Raw genomic sequence first — 16604 nt, 5'->3', positions numbered from 1 at the left:
AGAACAGGAGGTGTAGTGAATGAAATGGCTGCGTACCTTGAGGGATAGATTCAGCCGGTCGATCCAGGTCCGACTGACCTGTTACTTTATCCTGATCCTGCTGCCGCTTATCCTATTCAGTCTGTATGCCAACATGCAATCGCAGCGGATCCTGGAGCAAGAGCTTGGGGAGCGGACCATGAGCGGCATGGACTCCGCGCTGGAGTATGTGGATCAGACCTTGCAGTCGCTGGAGCAGCTGTCGACGATGCTGGCGACGGATGGCAGCCTGACCTCCAGGCTGAAGCATCAGAGTCCCGAGCTGACGCCGGAGACACTGGTTGACTTTACAGCGGTCATGTCCTACATCTCCAATGTCAATGCAGTCAATCCGATCCTCTCCGGCGTCTCCATCTATCACGGGGGGACGAGCAAGCTGATCTCCAGCCGAGTCGGTCTTCTGGATCGGCCCCCGCATGCGATCGAGGAATGGTACGACGAGTTCGTCGAGACGGGCCGTTCTATCGTCCTGTATAATCCGACCCGGCATGAGGAAGCGCTGATGGGCTGGGCTGACCCGATCTATAATGAAAGCCAACTCCTGCTCATGCAGCTGATGGATCTGTACAGCAGAGACAGGGGGAACAACGTCCTGATGCTGTCGCTGCCCAAGCGCACGCTGCTCAGCAATATCTCGCATCTGGCCCCCAGCCAAGCTTCTCACGTGTCGCTGTACGATGACCGGGGCAGGCTGCTCGTCTCCAGCAGCGGAGCTGCGGAACCCCTGTTGGAGCAGGAGATACCGGCATCCGAAGTGTCGGTGGCACAGCTCCCGGGACGTGCGGAGAAGCAGATGATGCTGCGCACCGTCTCGCCCCGCAGCGGCTGGTCGCTCGTGCTGGAGCAGCCCGAGCGGGAGATCTACAAGAAATCGCGGCCGCTGCAGATCTTCACCTATTGGATCATCCTGATCAGTTGTCTGCTCGCAGTTTGGATCGCATGGTTGATCTATAGCAGTATCGCTGCCCCGGTGTCATCCCTGGTCTCCGGGATGCGGCAGCTCCGGCTAGGCAATCTTGATACGAAGCTGGTTCACCATCGACAGGATGAGCTCGGTTATCTGACGGATGCGTTCAACCAGACGGCCGAACAACAGCGCCACCTGATCCAGGATATCTACGAGCAGCAGCTGCGCTTGACCAAGACCGAGCTCAAATTCCTGCAGTCGCAGATCAACCCGCATTTCCTGTACAACACGCTGGATTCGATCTACTGGTCCGCCAAAAACTACGACGCCGAGGAGATCAGCGAGATGGTGCTTAACCTGTCCCGGTTTTTCCGGCTTAGTCTGAGTAGGGGCAGAGAGACGTTTACCGTGGAGGAGACGTTCACGCATCTGAACTATTATATCCGTGTGCAGCAGCTGCGGTTTGTCGGCCAGTTCACGGTTAGCTTTGATGCCGATCCACAGGCAGCAAATCTATATGTGCTGAAGCTCATCCTGCAGCCGCTGGTGGAGAATGCCATCCTGCACGGCCTGGAGAAGCAGAAGGGAGGCGGACAGCTGGCGATATCCGCCCGTTTGGAGAGCGACCGCCTGTTGCTGACGGTCAGCGATAATGGCAAAGGGATGGAGGAGCAGCGGCTGCGGCAGATTCATGATGCGCTGGCTGGCGCGGAGAACATGCAGGCAAGCGGCGCGGAGCGCAAGGATGAGTTCTTCGGACTGCTGAATGTCGCCTCGAGGATCCGGCTTTACTATGGCGAAAGCGCCATGCTAAGGATCGCGAGCGAAACCGGAGGAGGGACGAGCGCAGTGCTGGATTTGCCGAGGGCCCTATGCAGCAGCGAACAGGAAGGAGATCTGGTATGAATCTGATGATCGTAGAGGACGAGATACGGATCCTGAATTCTCTGGTCCATAACATACCTTGGGAGGAGCACGACATAGAAGTGGTGGCGACAGCGGAGAATGGGCGGGAAGCGCTACACCTGTTAAATCGGCGGAAGCCGGACATCGTACTGCTCGACATCGAGATGCCGGAGCTGGACGGACTGTCGCTGGCCGAGCGGATCGCCACCGAGTCTCCGCATATCCGGATGATTATCCTGAGCGGCCATGATGACTTCACATTTGCACAACGGGCAGTAGGCCTCGGGATCAAGCGTTACCTCCTGAAGCCGGCAGGCGAGGAAGAGATCCTGCAGACCGTGCTGGAAGCTGCGAGGGAAGTGCGCGCTGAGCTGGCCGATCGCCACAACCTGGCGGATCTGCAGCACAAATGGCGGACGCGGCTGCCGCAGCTGCAGGAGACATTCCTGCGAAGCTGGATGCTGGACCGCTATGACGGGTGGGAGGTGCTGCGGCATGGCGAGGAGCTGGGGCTCGGTCTGCCGCCGGATGCCCTGTATACGGCGGTGGTCTGTTCGATCGACCCGCTGACCGAAGAAGAGCAGCGTTTTACCGCGTCGGATATGCCGCTGCTCGCTTTCTCGCTGACGAGTATCGCCCGGGAGTTCCTGCCAGCGTCAGAGGGTTATGTATTTGCCGGGAGCGAGGGACAGACGGTGTTATTGTTCGTCGGCGCACCTGACGAGTCGGCATCCGAGCTTATGAAGCGGGTCCATCTTCGGTGCATGCGGTTGCTGCAGGTTGTCAAGGAATGTCTCAAAGTACCTGCAAGCGCGGGGGTTGGCCGTGCTTGTCAGCTTGCGGAGTCGCCGACCTCGTACCGGGAGGCCTGTCTGGCGCTCAGGGAACGGGCGGTCTACGGGCATGAGCTGGCGATTCCGTACTTGACGGTCAAGGATGAGCCGCGTCCGCTGCAGCTCGACGCCGCCTTCGAGAAGCAGCTTGAGATCGCGATCTACATGGATACCAAGGAGCATATGGTCGAACTGGTCGACAACTATATGGCGCAGCTGCTGGAGCAGGCGGGATCGTCCGAGCGGGTCTACGAGCAGCTGCTTGTGATCAGCAGTTGCTTTGTGCGGCTCATCCAGGGGCAGGGCTGGTCGCTGCAGCGGGTGCTGGGCGACGATTATGCTTACTTCCTGTCCTTGCAATCGCTGCTCAGCAGCGAGCAGATCCGGGCATGGAGCAGGCGGGTCGTCGGCCACATCCGCACCTATGCCGAGGAGACGCGCCGTACGACCAGCCATCAGCTCGTGCGCCAACTGGTTGAGACGGTCGAAGCACAGCTGTCCGAGGATCTCGGACTTCATACACTGGCGGAGCAACTCTTCGTCAATCCTTCGTATCTCAGTCGGTTATTCAAGAAAGAAACCGGAACCTCGTTCTCCAGCTATGTCCAGGAGCGCCGGATGGAGCGGGCCCGCGAGCTGCTGCAGGATGGGGCCAAGGTGTTCGATGCGGCAAGCAGGGTGGGCTACCGGGATATCAGCTACTTCGCCAAAGTATTCCGCAAGCATTGGGGCGCAGCGCCCAGCGAGATCCGCAAATAACGGACGGACGGCCCGCAGGGGCCGTCCATTTCCTTATTTTATATATTTCCGGGGCCCCCGCAAAGTACCTGAGTACGCTTCAAAGAAAAAGCTTCACTTAGTGGGGATTTCTTATTATGACGGCCGCTTGGTGAACAATTGGAAGGTGACGCCATAGCGGTCCGTGATCATGGCATAGGCTGGACTGAAATAAACAGCCTGCAGTTTTTCGATGATGGTTCCTCCCTCTGACAAAACCTCGTATAACCTTGCCGCCTCTTCCGGGTCCTCCAGCAGCAGACAGAGATTGACCGCTGTACCGAACGTAGTTGGCGCACTCGGCAGACTGTCTGCGACCATCAGCTGGGTCTCACCGATCTGCAATACCGCGTGCGCGATCCGTTGCCGCTGCTCCTCATCCAGCACGAAGCCTTCGGGCTGCGGCCCTTCACCGAACGTCTGGCGGAAGACGATCGTTGCGCCCAAAAGTTTCTCATAGTCTGCGATTGCCTGGGCAGCTGTACCGTTCAACATCACATAAGGCACCACTTGTAATTTCATTTTCATTCTCCTTTATTATGAGTGAGAGTCGTCCTACTGCTGTACTGGACGCTCTCTATATAATAGGAGATAATGGTGACAACTATTGTCACTATCATAGAAAGGGAAAAGATCATGTCACGATCTGAACGATTGGTAGCTCTGATGATGACGGTAAACCGGATGCGCAGGTTTACGGTAAAGGAGCTCGCGGGAGAATTCGGCGTATCGCGCCGGACGATGCTGCGGGATCTGCAGGAGCTGAGCCGAATGGGGGTGCCTCTTTACTCGGAGGCTGGACCGCACGGCGGCTATCGGGTGCTGCGTGAGCGGATCCTGCCGCCCATTGCTTTCACGGAGGAGGAAGCAGTGTCCATCTTTTTTGCAAGCCATGCGCTTCGTCATTACACCCAGCTCCCGTATGAGGAAGCATCAGCCTCGGCACGCGACAAGTTCTACCTGCATATGTCCGGCGAGGTGCGGGAGCGGATCGACCGGATGAAGCAGCGATTCGATCTTCTCACGCCTGCCAGGCATGCGACATCCCCTTACTTAAGCGTGCTCCTGGAAGCGGCATTGGATAGGACCGTGCTGGATATCGACTATGAGAGGGGGGAGGCCAGAGAGGACAGGACGATCCAGCCTGCCGGCATTTACGCCAGTCAGGGTCTCTGGTATTGTCCCGCCTATTGCTATGACCGCGGCGCGATCCGGCTGTTCCGATGCGACCGGATCCGCAGCGTCCGCCCGGCAGAGACGGCGTATGAGCCTGTTGATCTGGGGGCGGTCGAACTAAGCAACCGGCTTACGTGGCCCGAGCGCCCTCAAGAACCGCTGACGCTGCAAGCCGAGTTAACGTCCGGCGGGGTGCAGCGCTGCGAGTCCGAGCAGTGGGCGCAGGCTTTGCTGCATGTCCGGGCTGACGGCACGGGACAACTGGCCGGAGAGATAGGTCGGCGCGATATCGGATACTTCGCCGACTTTTGTCTCGGGCTGGGGACGGAAGTCACTGTTCTACACCCAGCTTCCTTGCTTGACGAGATCAGAACCCGCTTGAAGCGGCTCTCTGAGAAGTATGACCAGGGTGCAGCGGCTCCGTAGTCCGTCCCTCATGGTACTACAAAAGTTAGAACTGCCTGGGACCTGCAATTCCTGATATTCTAGATTTAACAATTATGAGAAAGGAGAATAGCCATGACGATCAGTGTCCGGAGTCGCTGGCAGTCGGCGGCTGCCTATCTGTGCGCCAAGCTGACGGCTGCCGGAGCCGTGTTTATTGCCTTGATGGTGCTTTTGGCTGGATTGGATCCGGTAGCCCTGAGCCAATTGATCGGACAGCTGCCATTCTGGGCGATTTTTTACGGCTACGCGGTTCTCTTTTCTATTTGTATGGATGGCTTGATGGCGGTGTGGAAGCCCAAGTCGAGTCTTTTCATTCGCGTGTTGCTGTATATAGTCGGCGGTTACTTGCCATTCCTATGGTTTTTCCCGCAGCAGCCGTTTTGGATCTTGTTCATTGGTCTGTACGGTGTAGTCTGTGCGCTTTGCTTTTATGGTATTGACGCCAGCATGAGGCACAAATGGCCGGCGAGTGCCATAGCTGCGCTGGCTTTGCTTGGGGCGATGGGATACTTGACACTGGCTGACCACACCCGAGTGGAAGGCTGGTCGGAACAGCGGGAAGAGGCGGCCTATTCCGCTCAGTTCGACTATTTTCACGGCCAGAAAGAAGTCGCAATCCAACTGAAGCAAGGGGATACGCTGACATATCGCGTGGCCTTCGAGCTTCGCGAGGGCGGACACGGCTACCGGCTGGATGGTCCGGGTGGCGACCCGATCGGCATGGAGCAGTTGGAGGACGGCGGTCTGCGGATGAGAGCTGAAGAGGATAAGGAGGTTCGTGTCATTCTAACAGGGGATCGGGCGAACGGAACAGTCCGTGTGACGTGGGAGGTTGAACCGCCTGCCTGATGGCTGCGCAGCAATCAGTCACGTATCATGATAGAACCTCCTCGCTCGTAATCACCTCATTAACTTGAATCTCATGATAGCTCATAGCTTCTTTAATGTCGTGCGTATCGTATTGGTTCTGGATCAGGTCATGTGCGATAAACGTTCCATAAAAATCCAGGGGAACGGCTTTGAGCGGTATAATCGACCTCCTACGTCTTTTCATTGCTTTCTCGCTCTAATATATTATCGCGCTAAAGTCATTTTGAATATATACCAGTAGATCACAATCAGCTCTACCCAAAGGACACATCAGAGAAGAGGTTCAATCATAAGGCCTTGGTCATAAAATCTCGTGAGAAAAAGCTTAGGATTTAGTCGAATCATCCTGTTTCAAATCATTCTTTTGAGGGGAATGAGTACTTAGACCCATTATAAAAGACCCCCAAAAGGAGCATGTACTCATGAAAATCGGAAAAAAGCTGATGGTTAGTTTTTCGGCAATCCTTGTCCTTACTCTTATCGTTGGCGCCATCGGCTGGATTCAGATGACCTCTCTGAACCATACATATCAAAACATGCTGGATGATCGTGTTCAAAAGATCCAATGGGTCAAAGATTTGAAATATCTGGCCGCCGACCAATCCAAAAATGTGAGAGGGTACCTTATAACCGGAGACTCCGGTCAATTGGAGGCTTATGAGGTTGACCGGGCGGCTTTTGCTGACACCTGGCAGACCCTTCACGACAGCTTTTATACGGAACGGTCCATCGCTTTGTCCACACAGCTCCGCGATCAGGAAGCGCAATACGCAGAGGTTGTAGCTGAGATCTCGTCATTCAAAGCAGCTGGCGACAACGAGACCTATGTGAGACTGGTGGAAGAAAAATGCGTGCCGCTGGCCGCAGCGCTTGCTTCGACCGCTCAAGAGCTGGAGAATTTCCAACGGCAGCAGCTCCAGGAAGCTCAGCAGGCGACGGCAGCCGGAGTCGAGCAGGTCAAGCAAGTGCTGATCGGTGTCCTGCTGGCTGCGACAATTGTGGGCATCGCGCTCGCTCTCTTGATCACACGGATCATCTCTCGTCCGGTTATTGCTGTATCCGAAGCGGCAGGACGGATCGCTTCCGGCGACCTGACCGGACCGGACATCAAGCTCCGCCAACGGGACGAGATCGGTCAGATGGCGAACTCATTTAATGAAATGAAACTGCAGTTGCGCACGTTGATGGGGACGATCCATCAGAATGCGCAGGAAGTATCCGTCGCGTCCCGTGACCTCTCCAGCGGCTCGGAGCAGGCGGCTGCAGGATCGGGAGCAATCGCTGAAGCGGTCCAGGCGATCTCCGAGTCGGCGGCGACACAAGTAACGCGCATCAAGCATAACCAATCCGCCATGCAGGAAAGTGTGGAGAGTCTGCAGCGGATTGCCCATTCCGCATCCATCACGGCTGAATCCTCCGCTGAGGCCATGGCACGAGCCGAGCAAGGGGGGCAGCTTCTGGAGCAGGCCGTGGTTCAGATCGGTCAGATCCGGAATAAAATGACTCATCAGACCGAGCTTATCAACGCCTTGGGTGAACAGTCGCAGCGGATCGATCAGATCACGTTGTTCATTAAAGAGCTGGCCGCCCAGACTAATCTGCTCTCGCTTAATGCCGCCATCGAGGCGGCGCGTGCAGGTGAGCATGGCAGAGGGTTCGCTGTCGTGGCAAGCGAGGTTAAGAAGCTCGCGGAACAGTCCGGCGAAGCTTCGGGACGAATCGCTGATGAGATTCAGCATATGGTCGACGGCATCCGGACGGCGATGGATGAGATGAATCAAGGGGCGATCGAGATGAAGGCCGGGGCAGCGAGTATCGACGCCACCGGCGAAGCGTTCACCGCCGTGCGGGAAGCGATCGCCACGGTAGCGGAGCAGGCGCAGGAGGTGTCCGCCGCAACGGAAGAGATCACGGCGATGACGGAGCAGATCCTGACAGCCGAGGAAGAGCTCGTACAACTATCCGGCAAGATCTCTGACGAGTCGCAGAGCGTGGCTGCTGTTTGCGAGGAGCAGCTTGCTTCCTCCGAAGAGATGTCCGCTTCCGCAGAGACCTTGAGTCATATGTCGCAGCATTTGATGGGGGAGATCGGGAAGTTCAGATTTGAGCAGGTGGGTGCAGCGGTAATCGATGTGCCAGCCGCATCTGGTGGAAGTGAAGAGAAGCGGAGCACGCTTGCGGCAGTTTCTTAACACTTTCTGAATTAAGGATCTTATGGTAAAATTTACGATGGTTGAGGGGAGGGAAGAGGGTTTGAAGAAGTGCGAAGGTTGCGGGCAACCGCATAGGTACAAGGCCATGATGCATTCATTAGCTTACAGCTACAGGTCGTTGACATGCACTGCTTGCGGCATGGAGCATACCATTTCCTTCGATCGCGGCTGCTGATCGGCGCTGCTGTTGCTTTGCCTGTCCCTCTTGTCATCAGCATCACCTCGAACACCTTCTGGCCCAATGGCTTTTTACTCTATTTTATGCTTGTGCTGCTCATCTTTCCGCTCCTGCCGTTTGCGATGCGATGACAGACACAGGGCTCAAAAAAGAAAGCATAGGATTCCATACATATATTTGTATGAAATCTTATGCTTTTTTTTACATTCTACGGTTCCTTGGGATCGGTTCCGCCAGAGACTAACCAGTACAGGACTGTCTCCACATTCTCCGCAGTTACATGTTTGAATTTCCTTCCGCTTCTTTATTCGGATTGGCCCTGTTCTTGCTCGACGTCATAATTGAACTGCCAGCCGATGCCGAACTTGTCCTGCAAGCTGCCGTAGAGCGGGCTCCAGAATGTCTCCTGCAGCTCCATCTGCACCTGACCGCCTTCTTTCAGCTTGTGGAAAGCATCCTTAAGGGCATCCATATCCCGGCTGATCAGCGACAGGCTGATGTTATTGCCCTCTGTGAAAGGCATGCCTGGAAACACGTCGGAGAACATCACCCGGCTGCCAAAAATCGTAAGACGCGCGTGCATAATCAGACCCTTGGCTTCTTCTGGCAGCGGGAAGTTCGGATCCTGGGGCGTTTCGCCAAAGGTCATGATGTACGGTTCTTCGATCCCGAACACCTCTGCGTAATATTGGACAGCTTCGCGGCAATTGCCCTTAAAATTCAGATACACTTCAACAGACATGCCTTTCACTCCTTAAGATCGAATGGTCTTGCCTTGTCCAGTGTAGCACCTGCATGTCCACCCGGCAATGGGAGGAGAAAACTGGACTCGGTGAGTAAAAGGCAAGCAACCGGAAAGGATGCGGTCAGGACTGTATCTGACCGTCCCGTACTATGCTCGCCCGGAGCTCATCGGGGACGGGTCCCCCCAACGCCTGCTCCATAGCCCAGAGGACCGCTCCTGTAGCAGGGGGCACCCGCAGGGTTGAAAAGCGGAATTGCTTGTCGGGTAGCAGCTGCTGGACATACCGTTGGAAATAGTCGCGAAGGATAGGGGAGTCGGCTTTGACCCAGACAGAGCCTGCCAACACCACTTCGATTGCTCCATTCCCAAAGTCCAGGCGCTGTACGCAGCCGGCGGCCGAGCGGGCCATCTGCTGCGCAGATTGCTTGACGATAGCGAGCGCGGCTGCATCTCCCTGCTCAGCCGTGTTCAGGAGCAGCGTCACCAGCTCTGTGTAAGGGAGACTGCGGTCAGTGACGCCTGCGACCATCCTCTCCAGCAGCAGGGTGTCATCGGGGAGGCCAAGCAGATCCAGGACCGGTCCGCACAGCGCTGTCGGTTCACCGAGTCGGTAGCATGCATCATAGACGGCACGCAGGACTCGGCGGGAGAGGTAGTATCCTCCCGCTTCATCGCCCGCAAGTTCACTGCCGACGCCGCCGATCTGCAGCCGGGTGCCGTCTGGCGCGATCGCGCCGGTACAGGCGCCGGAGCCGTTGATCGAGCAGATGCCCCACCCAGATGAACTGCCCGCTTTGAGGCCGAGGAAACTGTCATTGTCCACCACATAGCGCTGCAGTCCGAGACGGCCGATGATCTTGTTCAGCTCGGCTTTCTGGGAGGGGATATCCGCGCCGGCAAGGCCGAATGCAGCGGCTGCGATATCCGCAGGCATGATATCGCAGCTGTTCAAGATTTCGCTCAGCTGCTCGCGCATGGCGCGCTCGGCACCAGCATAACCATCAGCGAAGCGTTCATGGCTGCACGTGCCAGTCCGCAGCTGAGCGATCCTGCAGCCCCGCAGATCGTACAGATGGTAATCCGTTTTGCTGTTGCCGCCGTCTACGCCAAGTACGTAATGCTCTGGGCTCATATGCTCCTTGCCTCCTATCCGAACTGCGGCAGGTACGCTTGATGAGCTCGCTTCAACTCCTCGAAGCATGCCAGAGCAGCGTCGTAATCGCCAACCAGCGGATTCATCAGAAGCGCCCGTATCGCCGCGGCTTCATCTCCATTTATTGCTGCCGTCACCGTTTCGCGCTCGTACGCTTTGACCATACGCATATAATCGATGATATGCCGGTTGTCAAAACCGGGCAGTTGCAGCGGCTTTGCACCGTCTTTGCCGACGATGGCGCTCACTTCTACCGCATCGGTATGTTCCATAAACGGCAGCGCCCCTTGATTCAGCACATTAACGACATGCTTCTCCTGCTTGTCATTGGCGATCGCATCTACCAGACTGATTGCCACCTCCGAATAATTGGCGCCGCCCCGCGAAGCGAGCAGCTCCGGCTTGATATGGAGCTCCGCATCCGCATAGATGCCCAGCAGTTCCTTCTCGATCTGCAGGCAGGTTTCTCCACGCGAACGCTCGCTATTTTGCAGCAGCTGCAGCTTCTTGTTTTTGAAGTAGTAATATTCAAGATAGGAGGAAGGTATGGCTTTGAGTGCCTGGATCAATTCCTTGCTGAAGCCGCTGGAGGGAATGTTCTTCATCGACTCGCTGTTCAGTCCCTGCTCCAGAGCCTTCTCAAGATAGTCCTGTCCATGATGTTCGATCGCCGTGATCCAGCTCAGGTGATTGAGGCCGACATAGGTGAACTCGGCATCGGGGAGCGACAGGGCTTCACGGATGCTTTTGAACATATTGAAGGGAACATTGCACAGTCCCAGCATCTTGACCTTCGTATGATTCAGCATCGCTTCCGTGATGATGCCGGCCGGGTTCGAGAAGTTGATCAGCCATGCATCGGGGCAGAGGGTCTCCATCCGGGCGGCGATATCCAGCATGACGGGAATGGTCCGCATCGCCTTGAAGAAACCGCCGATACCGCAAGTTTCCTGACCGATCATCCCGTATTTCAACGGAATCTGTTCATCCAGCACCCGGGCGGGAAGCTTGCCGACGCGGATCTGGCCCAGGACGAAGTCGGCCCCTCTCAGCGCTTCGTCCAGCTGCTGCGTCATGACGACCCGGACATGCAAGCCGGCGGCAGCCGCCATCCGTTCGCACAATCCGCCGACAATCCTCAGTTTCTCTTCGTCGATGTCCATCAGTGCCAGCTCGCGCAGCGGCAAAGCGCTTTTACGCTTGATGATGCCCTCCATCAATTCAGGTGTATAGGTGCTGCCTGCTCCGATAATGGCAACTTTGAGCGGATTGCCCATGGTCCGATTCCTCCTGTACATTCATCTGTGTGTAAGATGGCGATATCCGGTCGCCTCGCGCTGCTAGTATAGCACATCAAATTCGAAGCCAACAATAAATTTTAAAATATTAATTTGCATTGAAACATAGTTTTGAAATAAAATTACAATGTCGAACATATAAAAAACTTGTCACCTGACGCGCGTAAAGATACAATTTATTACAACACGACACTATTATTCGGACGAATAGGGAGCATGATATGACGATAAGCGATAATCTGTTCATCAGGATCCGCGACCGCAAGGCCAGTCTGACGCCGGTGGAGCAGCGGGTAGCCGAGTATATCCTGGCCAACCGCGAGGAGATCCCGCACCTGTCTATCAAAAATCTGGCGCATGCCAGCAAAACGAGCGACGCTTCGGTCCTGCGCTTCTGCAAAACGATGGGCTACAGCGGCTACCGCAGCTTCATCGTCAGCATCTCGGCCTCGCTGAGCGCCAAGGAAGAGTCCGTAGGAGAACAATATACCGATATTCAACCGGGAGATGAGCTGGAGACGATCATTGCCAACATCGGCTTTAATAATATCCAGTCCATCGAGGATACGATGCGCGTCATCGAGCATGGCGCAGTAATGCGAGCTGTACAAGCCTTGAGGGAGAGCAAGCGGATCGTGCTGTTCGGCATCGGGGCTTCGGGAATCGTCTGCCAGGATGCGGAGCAGAAATTCAGCCGGATCAACAAAAATTGCCGTGCCTATACGGACGGCCACGGCCAGCTCACTGCGGCGTCGTTGATGACGGAAGGGGATGTAGCGATCTTCGTCTCGAACTCTGGCGATACGCAGGAGATCCTGGACTCCCTGGATATCGTCCAGAAGAATGGCGTCTACACCATCGCCATTACCAAGTACAATAAGAGTAGACTGTCCGAGAACGCTGACGCCGTGCTGAGCATCTCCACCCCCGAGATCTCGATACGGAGCGGGGCGATGGGCTCGCGGATCGCCATGTTGACTGTGATCGACATGCTGTTCGCAGGCGTCGCAAGCGCGGATTACGAGCAAGTGAAGACTTATCTTGCCAAAAGCCATGATATTATCTCCAGTAAACGCAAACGATAGGCGGGCATTGCCGCCGTACCAACAGGCCTTTTTCAAGAACAACAGATGTTCTTGCAAGGGGCCTGTTTGTTATTTGCGGTCATTCAGAAGGGGAGTTCGCCCTTGAAGCGTTAATACAGGACACGAAAGTGACGCAACAGGTCAGTTTATAGAATTAAAAACCAAAAATATATTACACAATGAAAATTTATTTCGAAATTTATTGACGAAATCCCTGTCCTGCGTTTAATATGGAGTCAGAAGCCAGAAACAACCTGGTCACAACGGTCAAGGAGTCACCCGGCTTTATAGACCCAACTACGAGTACGTAAGGGGAAAACATTATGACAGATTATCTTGCCAGCCTGACTACGGAAGGGAACAATGCCGGTACCCGAGCCATCGACGAGAGCTCGACGGAAGAGATTCTTGCCTTATTGAATCACGAGGATTCGAAGGTCCCGGCAGCAGTCGCTGCAGAAATCCCGTCCATTGCGCGTGCCGTGGAAGCGCTAACTACATCCCTTTCATCAGGTGGGAGAATGCATTACATCGGTGCAGGGACTTCCGGGAGGTTAGGGGTGCTGGACGCCTCGGAGTGTCCACCGACCTTTGGAGTCGACCCTCTGCTTGTGCAAGGACATATCGCCGGCGGCGATCAAGCACTGCGCATGGCAGTCGAAGGCTGCGAGGACGACGGGGAAGCGGGCAGATCCTTGGTTGACCTGCTGGGCATTACCTCCACGGATGCGGTTGTCGGCATCTCGGCGAGCGGCACGGCTGCGTTCGTTATCGAAGCCCTCCGGCGGGCCAAGGAACTGGGCGCTGTGACGATAGCTGTCGTCAACAACAAACAATCGCAATTGGAGCAAGTGAGTGACGTTTGCATTGCCCCTGTCGTCGGGCCGGAAGCGATCGCCGGATCTACCAGGCTGAAAGCAGGCACCGCCCAGAAGCTCGTCCTCAATATGCTCACCACATCCACGATGATCAAATTGGGCAAGACCTACAATAACCTGATGGTCGATCTGAAGGCCAGCAACAAAAAGCTCTACAACCGCTCGCTGCGCATCATTATGGCCGCTGCGGAGGTGGATGAGCTAGCAGCGGCGCGTTATCTCGATGAAGCTGCCATGGATTGCAAGCTCGCCATCATGATGATCAAGTCCAAGCTGGGTTCAGTCGAAGCTGCAGCTGCGCTGGAAGAGTGCAATGGCAACCTAAAACAGGCTATACGCATCTGCAACCAAGCCATTTAAGGTAGTTCAAAAAGGCTGCTTTTGATCACGAGGTATTCCAGAGAAGTGATTCGACATCGAATCTTGAATGCAGTCGGATAAGAGTTTCCAAAGGAAACTAGCTTCGTAAGCTTCCGCATAGGTGCTCACGTAGACAATGCTTCCGAAGTCGTTTTCTACGAAAACGCGGACGCTCCTCATTTCCTCCTGCCGGAGGGCTTCTCGATGCTGAAAACCAGCTTTTTGAACTTTATTGTAGGTGGCAGTGCAGATGGAAGTATATAAAGAAAGACTAATCAATTAAGGGAGGCTTCACTGGTATGACAAGTAAAAGAAAAATGACCGCTATGCTGCTCGCTCTGACATTGGCTACAGGCTCGCTGGCCGCCTGCTCCTCCGGCAATAACAATACGCCTGCAAACAGCGGCGGCACAACGAATGCCCCTTCTGAGAATGGAGGCAGCACCGATGCGCCGGATACCATTACAGCCCTGCTGCCGCCTGTATCGCCTGCGTACCAGGAAAACTTCAAGCAGATGGAGGAGGAGTTCAACAAGCTGTATCCGAACCTGACGCTCAAGATCGAGCCGGCCAGCTGGGAGGATATGACCCAGAAGCTGGATACCCAGGTCAATGCGGGCAGTCCGCCGGATCTGGCCTTCATCGGATCGGACGGCATCTCCAAGTACGCTCAGATGGATATGCTGATGGACATCCAGGATCTGGTGACCCCGGAGATGCTCGCCGATTTTGACGAAGCCCCCCTGGAGTACATGAAGAACGGAGACGGACTGTATGGCTTCCCGGCTTACATGGAGGTTCATGCGATCGGCGGCAACAAGCAGTTCATGGAGGAGGCGGGGATCGACTGGAAGGCTGTTCAGGAGAATGGCTGGACGTACGATGAGTTCCGCGAGGCGATTAAGAGCGGCGTCGTGCAGGAGAACGGCAGCACACGTTACGGCTTTGTGTTCGCCACTGCAGGCGTAGCCTCCAAAGACTATCTGGCCATCCTGGTCAAAAATGCCGGCATGCCGTCGCCGTTCACGGAAGACCTGAAGTATGCCTACACCAGCAAAAACTATCTGGACGTGCTGAAAGCGATCCGCGAAATGATCGATGACGGCTCGATGCCACGAGAGCTCAGCTCGGTCGATGCCGGCAAGCGCTGGAACATGTTCCTGACCGGTCAGACGATGATTACGGGCAAGGGACTGGCCGTGTTCGAGAACTCCGCCAATAAGAATAATGAGAAGATCCAAGCGGGCGACGGCAGTGCCGTAGCTGACAGTATCGAAGTGGACTATATCGTGCTTCCTATGCCTTCTTTCGGCGATCATGATCCGGTATCCTACGCGGTTGTCGACGGGTACGTAGCCTTCCGAGGCAAAAACGAGCCTACAGACGAGCACAAAGCCAATGTTGTCAAGGCAGCTTATTTCCTGGCGAGCGGCAATGTCGCGGCTACAACCAACAGCGACCTGTTCGCAGCCCACATCACCGAGAGTGGACGTGAGGCGGCGGCCAGCATGGAATCCAACCGCAATCCTGATAACGTAGCTGCCGTAGACCGGATGCTGGAGCATGCAGCGCCAGCACGCCCGGACATCCCCGTGGCGCTAGGCGCTCAAGCGATCAAAGTCGAGAATGAGACGGTCATTCCGCGTCTCCAAGCTTTGCTCGCCGGTGAGATCACACCGGAGCAGATGTACGAGGATGTGAAGAAAGCCGCCATCGCCGCCTTTGGCGAGGACGGGGTTGTCCAAGACTAAGCACAAGCGGATAGCCTGCCCTCATCCGGTAGGCTATCCGGGCTTTTGCCCGCTTAGATTCACTTAGAAAGGAGCCTGCATCATGAGCCGAGCTACCTCGCGCGCACGCAACCGTCTGAACCGCGGCGACAGTGCATGGGCTTATCTGTTTATTATCGTTGCCCTGCTGGTCTATGCCCTTTTCACGGCTTACCCGGTGCTAAGCGCATTTATTATCAGCTTCCAGGAATACAGTCCCCGCGGCTCCACGTATATCGGCGTAGACAATTACACTTCGATTCTCCAAAGCGAGCTATTCTGGAAATCGATCCGCAATACGATTATCTATACAGTGCTCACCGTACCTGTCGCCCTGATCCTGTCCTTCGCCGTGGCGATCATGATCATGCCGCTCAGGAAGCGGCTGCAGACGACGTTCAAAGCGATCTACTATCTGCCGGCGGTTGCCTCCGGCGTCGCACTCGCGGTTGTCTGGCTCTGGATCTTCGATCCGATGTCGGCAGGTGTCCTGAACCGGTTTATCGGCTTCTTCGGAATCGACAGCCAGAACTGGCTGGGCTCCAGCTCCACTGCCATGTTCTCGCTTGTCCTCATGTCCTGGCTTTCCAGTCACGGTACGGCCATCATCATCTATGTCGCAGCCTTGCTCGGCATCGACAGCAGTTATTATGAAGCGGCCGATATCGACGGGGCCAACTTTGTTCAGAAAATGTGGCATATCGTCATTCCATGCCTGAAGCCGACTACTCTGTTCCTGCTCGTAACAGGAGTCATCGGTTCGTTCCAGGTGTTCCAGAATGCCTATCTGATGACGGGCGGAGGGCCAAACCATGCGACAACAATGGTCGGCTTGCTCATTTTCGATACGGCCTTCAAATACTTCGAATTCGGCAAGGCGGCGGCCCAGTCGCTGCTGCTCGCCCTGATGATCGGTATTGTTGCTTTTCTGCAGTTCAAGTTTCTCGGCAAAGATGTGGAATATTAAGCA

13 protein-coding genes are annotated in these 16604 nt (G+C 55.5%); 9 read left to right on the top strand and 4 right to left on the bottom strand.

Translation table 11 applies throughout. From position 1 onward, the window contains the following. Positions 1-19 precede the first annotated feature (19 nt). Positions 20-1852, top strand: coding sequence for a cache domain-containing sensor histidine kinase (locus ABC336_RS01380; RefSeq protein ID WP_413236953.1), 1833 nt, complete (start codon positions 20-22; stop codon positions 1850-1852). Beyond that, positions 1849-3444: a response regulator gene (locus ABC336_RS01375; protein WP_413236952.1), complete on the top strand. Its 1596-nt coding sequence runs from the start codon at positions 1849-1851 to the stop codon at positions 3442-3444. The genes ABC336_RS01380 and ABC336_RS01375 overlap by 4 nt, the downstream gene beginning before the upstream one ends. 114 nt (positions 3445-3558) lie before the next feature. On the opposite strand, the gene ABC336_RS01370 is transcribed toward ABC336_RS01375, so the two are convergent. Beyond that, on the bottom strand, positions 3559-3984 hold the full coding sequence (locus ABC336_RS01370; RefSeq protein WP_413236951.1) for a VOC family protein: 426 nt from the start codon (positions 3982-3984) through the stop codon (positions 3559-3561). Positions 3985-4098: 114 nt separating this feature from the next. Here ABC336_RS01370 and ABC336_RS01365 point away from each other — a divergent pair, with 114 nt between their 5' ends. The 3 genes from ABC336_RS01365 to ABC336_RS01355 all read left to right on the top strand — a co-directional run bounded on the left by ABC336_RS01365 (position 4099) and on the right by ABC336_RS01355 (position 8147). Next, complete coding sequence (locus ABC336_RS01365) at positions 4099-5064, top strand: helix-turn-helix transcriptional regulator (protein ID WP_413236950.1); 966 nt, start codon at positions 4099-4101, stop codon at positions 5062-5064. Positions 5065-5157: 93 nt separating this feature from the next. Continuing rightward, positions 5158-5934: a hypothetical protein gene (locus ABC336_RS01360; protein ID WP_413236949.1), complete on the top strand. Its 777-nt coding sequence runs from the start codon at positions 5158-5160 to the stop codon at positions 5932-5934. Between the two features lie 443 nt (positions 5935-6377). Next, on the top strand, positions 6378-8147 hold the full coding sequence (locus tag ABC336_RS01355; protein WP_413236948.1) for a methyl-accepting chemotaxis protein: 1770 nt from the start codon (positions 6378-6380) through the stop codon (positions 8145-8147). A 503-nt stretch (positions 8148-8650) separates the two neighbouring features. Here the strand turns inward: ABC336_RS01355 and ABC336_RS01350 are convergent. The 3 genes from ABC336_RS01350 to ABC336_RS01340 all read right to left on the bottom strand — a co-directional run bounded on the left by ABC336_RS01350 (position 8651) and on the right by ABC336_RS01340 (position 11521). After that, the gene (locus ABC336_RS01350) at positions 8651-9088 is read right to left on the bottom strand and encodes a VOC family protein (RefSeq protein ID WP_413236947.1); all 438 of its coding nucleotides are present in this window, start codon (positions 9086-9088) and stop codon (positions 8651-8653) included. A 124-nt stretch (positions 9089-9212) separates the two neighbouring features. Further along, the gene (locus tag ABC336_RS01345) at positions 9213-10223 is read right to left on the bottom strand and encodes an N-acetylglucosamine kinase (protein ID WP_413236946.1); all 1011 of its coding nucleotides are present in this window, start codon (positions 10221-10223) and stop codon (positions 9213-9215) included. A 14-nt stretch (positions 10224-10237) separates the two neighbouring features. After that, on the bottom strand, positions 10238-11521 hold the full coding sequence (locus ABC336_RS01340) for a 6-phospho-beta-glucosidase (RefSeq protein ID WP_413236945.1): 1284 nt from the start codon (positions 11519-11521) through the stop codon (positions 10238-10240). 242 nt (positions 11522-11763) lie between these two features. On the opposite strand from ABC336_RS01340, the gene ABC336_RS01335 reads away from it, so the two are divergent. From ABC336_RS01335 to ABC336_RS01320, 4 genes are all read left to right on the top strand, one after another. Beyond that, positions 11764-12627 (top strand): MurR/RpiR family transcriptional regulator, encoded by an 864-nt coding sequence (locus ABC336_RS01335; RefSeq protein ID WP_413236944.1) that lies wholly within the window; start codon positions 11764-11766, stop codon positions 12625-12627. Positions 12628-12950: 323 nt separating this feature from the next. After that, positions 12951-13865 carry an N-acetylmuramic acid 6-phosphate etherase gene (murQ, locus tag ABC336_RS01330; RefSeq protein ID WP_413236943.1) on the top strand — a complete coding sequence of 305 codons (915 nt, stop codon included), beginning with the start codon at positions 12951-12953 and terminating at the stop codon, positions 13863-13865. A gap of 299 nt (positions 13866-14164) precedes the next feature. Next, on the top strand, positions 14165-15616 hold the full coding sequence (locus ABC336_RS01325; protein WP_413236942.1) for an ABC transporter substrate-binding protein: 1452 nt from the start codon (positions 14165-14167) through the stop codon (positions 15614-15616). A gap of 82 nt (positions 15617-15698) precedes the next feature. Then, the gene (locus tag ABC336_RS01320) at positions 15699-16601 is read left to right on the top strand and encodes a carbohydrate ABC transporter permease (protein ID WP_413236941.1); all 903 of its coding nucleotides are present in this window, start codon (positions 15699-15701) and stop codon (positions 16599-16601) included. The last annotated feature ends 3 nt before the right edge of the window (positions 16602-16604 follow it).

This window comes from Paenibacillus jepli (assembly GCF_047238105.1).
GTDB lineage: Bacteria > Bacillota > Bacilli > Paenibacillales > Paenibacillaceae > Paenibacillus_D.
This window is presented reverse-complemented; position numbering and strand designations above follow the sequence as displayed.

What these genes read in the sequence shown, in the direction of transcription:
- ABC336_RS01380 (WP_413236953.1), top strand. Translation starts at nt 20, where the DNA reads ATGAAATGGCTGCGTACCTTGAGGGATAGATTCAGCCGGTCGATCCAG.
- ABC336_RS01375 (WP_413236952.1), top strand. Translation starts at nt 1,849, where the DNA reads ATGAATCTGATGATCGTAGAGGACGAGATACGGATCCTGAATTCTCTG.
- ABC336_RS01370 (WP_413236951.1), bottom strand. Translation starts at nt 3,984, where the DNA reads ATGAAATTACAAGTGGTGCCTTATGTGATGTTGAACGGTACAGCTGCC.
- ABC336_RS01365 (WP_413236950.1), top strand. Translation starts at nt 4,099, where the DNA reads ATGTCACGATCTGAACGATTGGTAGCTCTGATGATGACGGTAAACCGG.
- ABC336_RS01360 (WP_413236949.1), top strand. Translation starts at nt 5,158, where the DNA reads ATGACGATCAGTGTCCGGAGTCGCTGGCAGTCGGCGGCTGCCTATCTG.
- ABC336_RS01355 (WP_413236948.1), top strand. Translation starts at nt 6,378, where the DNA reads ATGAAAATCGGAAAAAAGCTGATGGTTAGTTTTTCGGCAATCCTTGTC.
- ABC336_RS01350 (WP_413236947.1), bottom strand. Translation starts at nt 9,088, where the DNA reads ATGTCTGTTGAAGTGTATCTGAATTTTAAGGGCAATTGCCGCGAAGCT.
- ABC336_RS01345 (WP_413236946.1), bottom strand. Translation starts at nt 10,223, where the DNA reads ATGAGCCCAGAGCATTACGTACTTGGCGTAGACGGCGGCAACAGCAAA.
- ABC336_RS01340 (WP_413236945.1), bottom strand. Translation starts at nt 11,521, where the DNA reads ATGGGCAATCCGCTCAAAGTTGCCATTATCGGAGCAGGCAGCACCTAT.
- ABC336_RS01335 (WP_413236944.1), top strand. Translation starts at nt 11,764, where the DNA reads ATGACGATAAGCGATAATCTGTTCATCAGGATCCGCGACCGCAAGGCC.
- murQ (WP_413236943.1), top strand. Translation starts at nt 12,951, where the DNA reads ATGACAGATTATCTTGCCAGCCTGACTACGGAAGGGAACAATGCCGGT.
- ABC336_RS01325 (WP_413236942.1), top strand. Translation starts at nt 14,165, where the DNA reads ATGACAAGTAAAAGAAAAATGACCGCTATGCTGCTCGCTCTGACATTG.
- ABC336_RS01320 (WP_413236941.1), top strand. Translation starts at nt 15,699, where the DNA reads ATGAGCCGAGCTACCTCGCGCGCACGCAACCGTCTGAACCGCGGCGAC.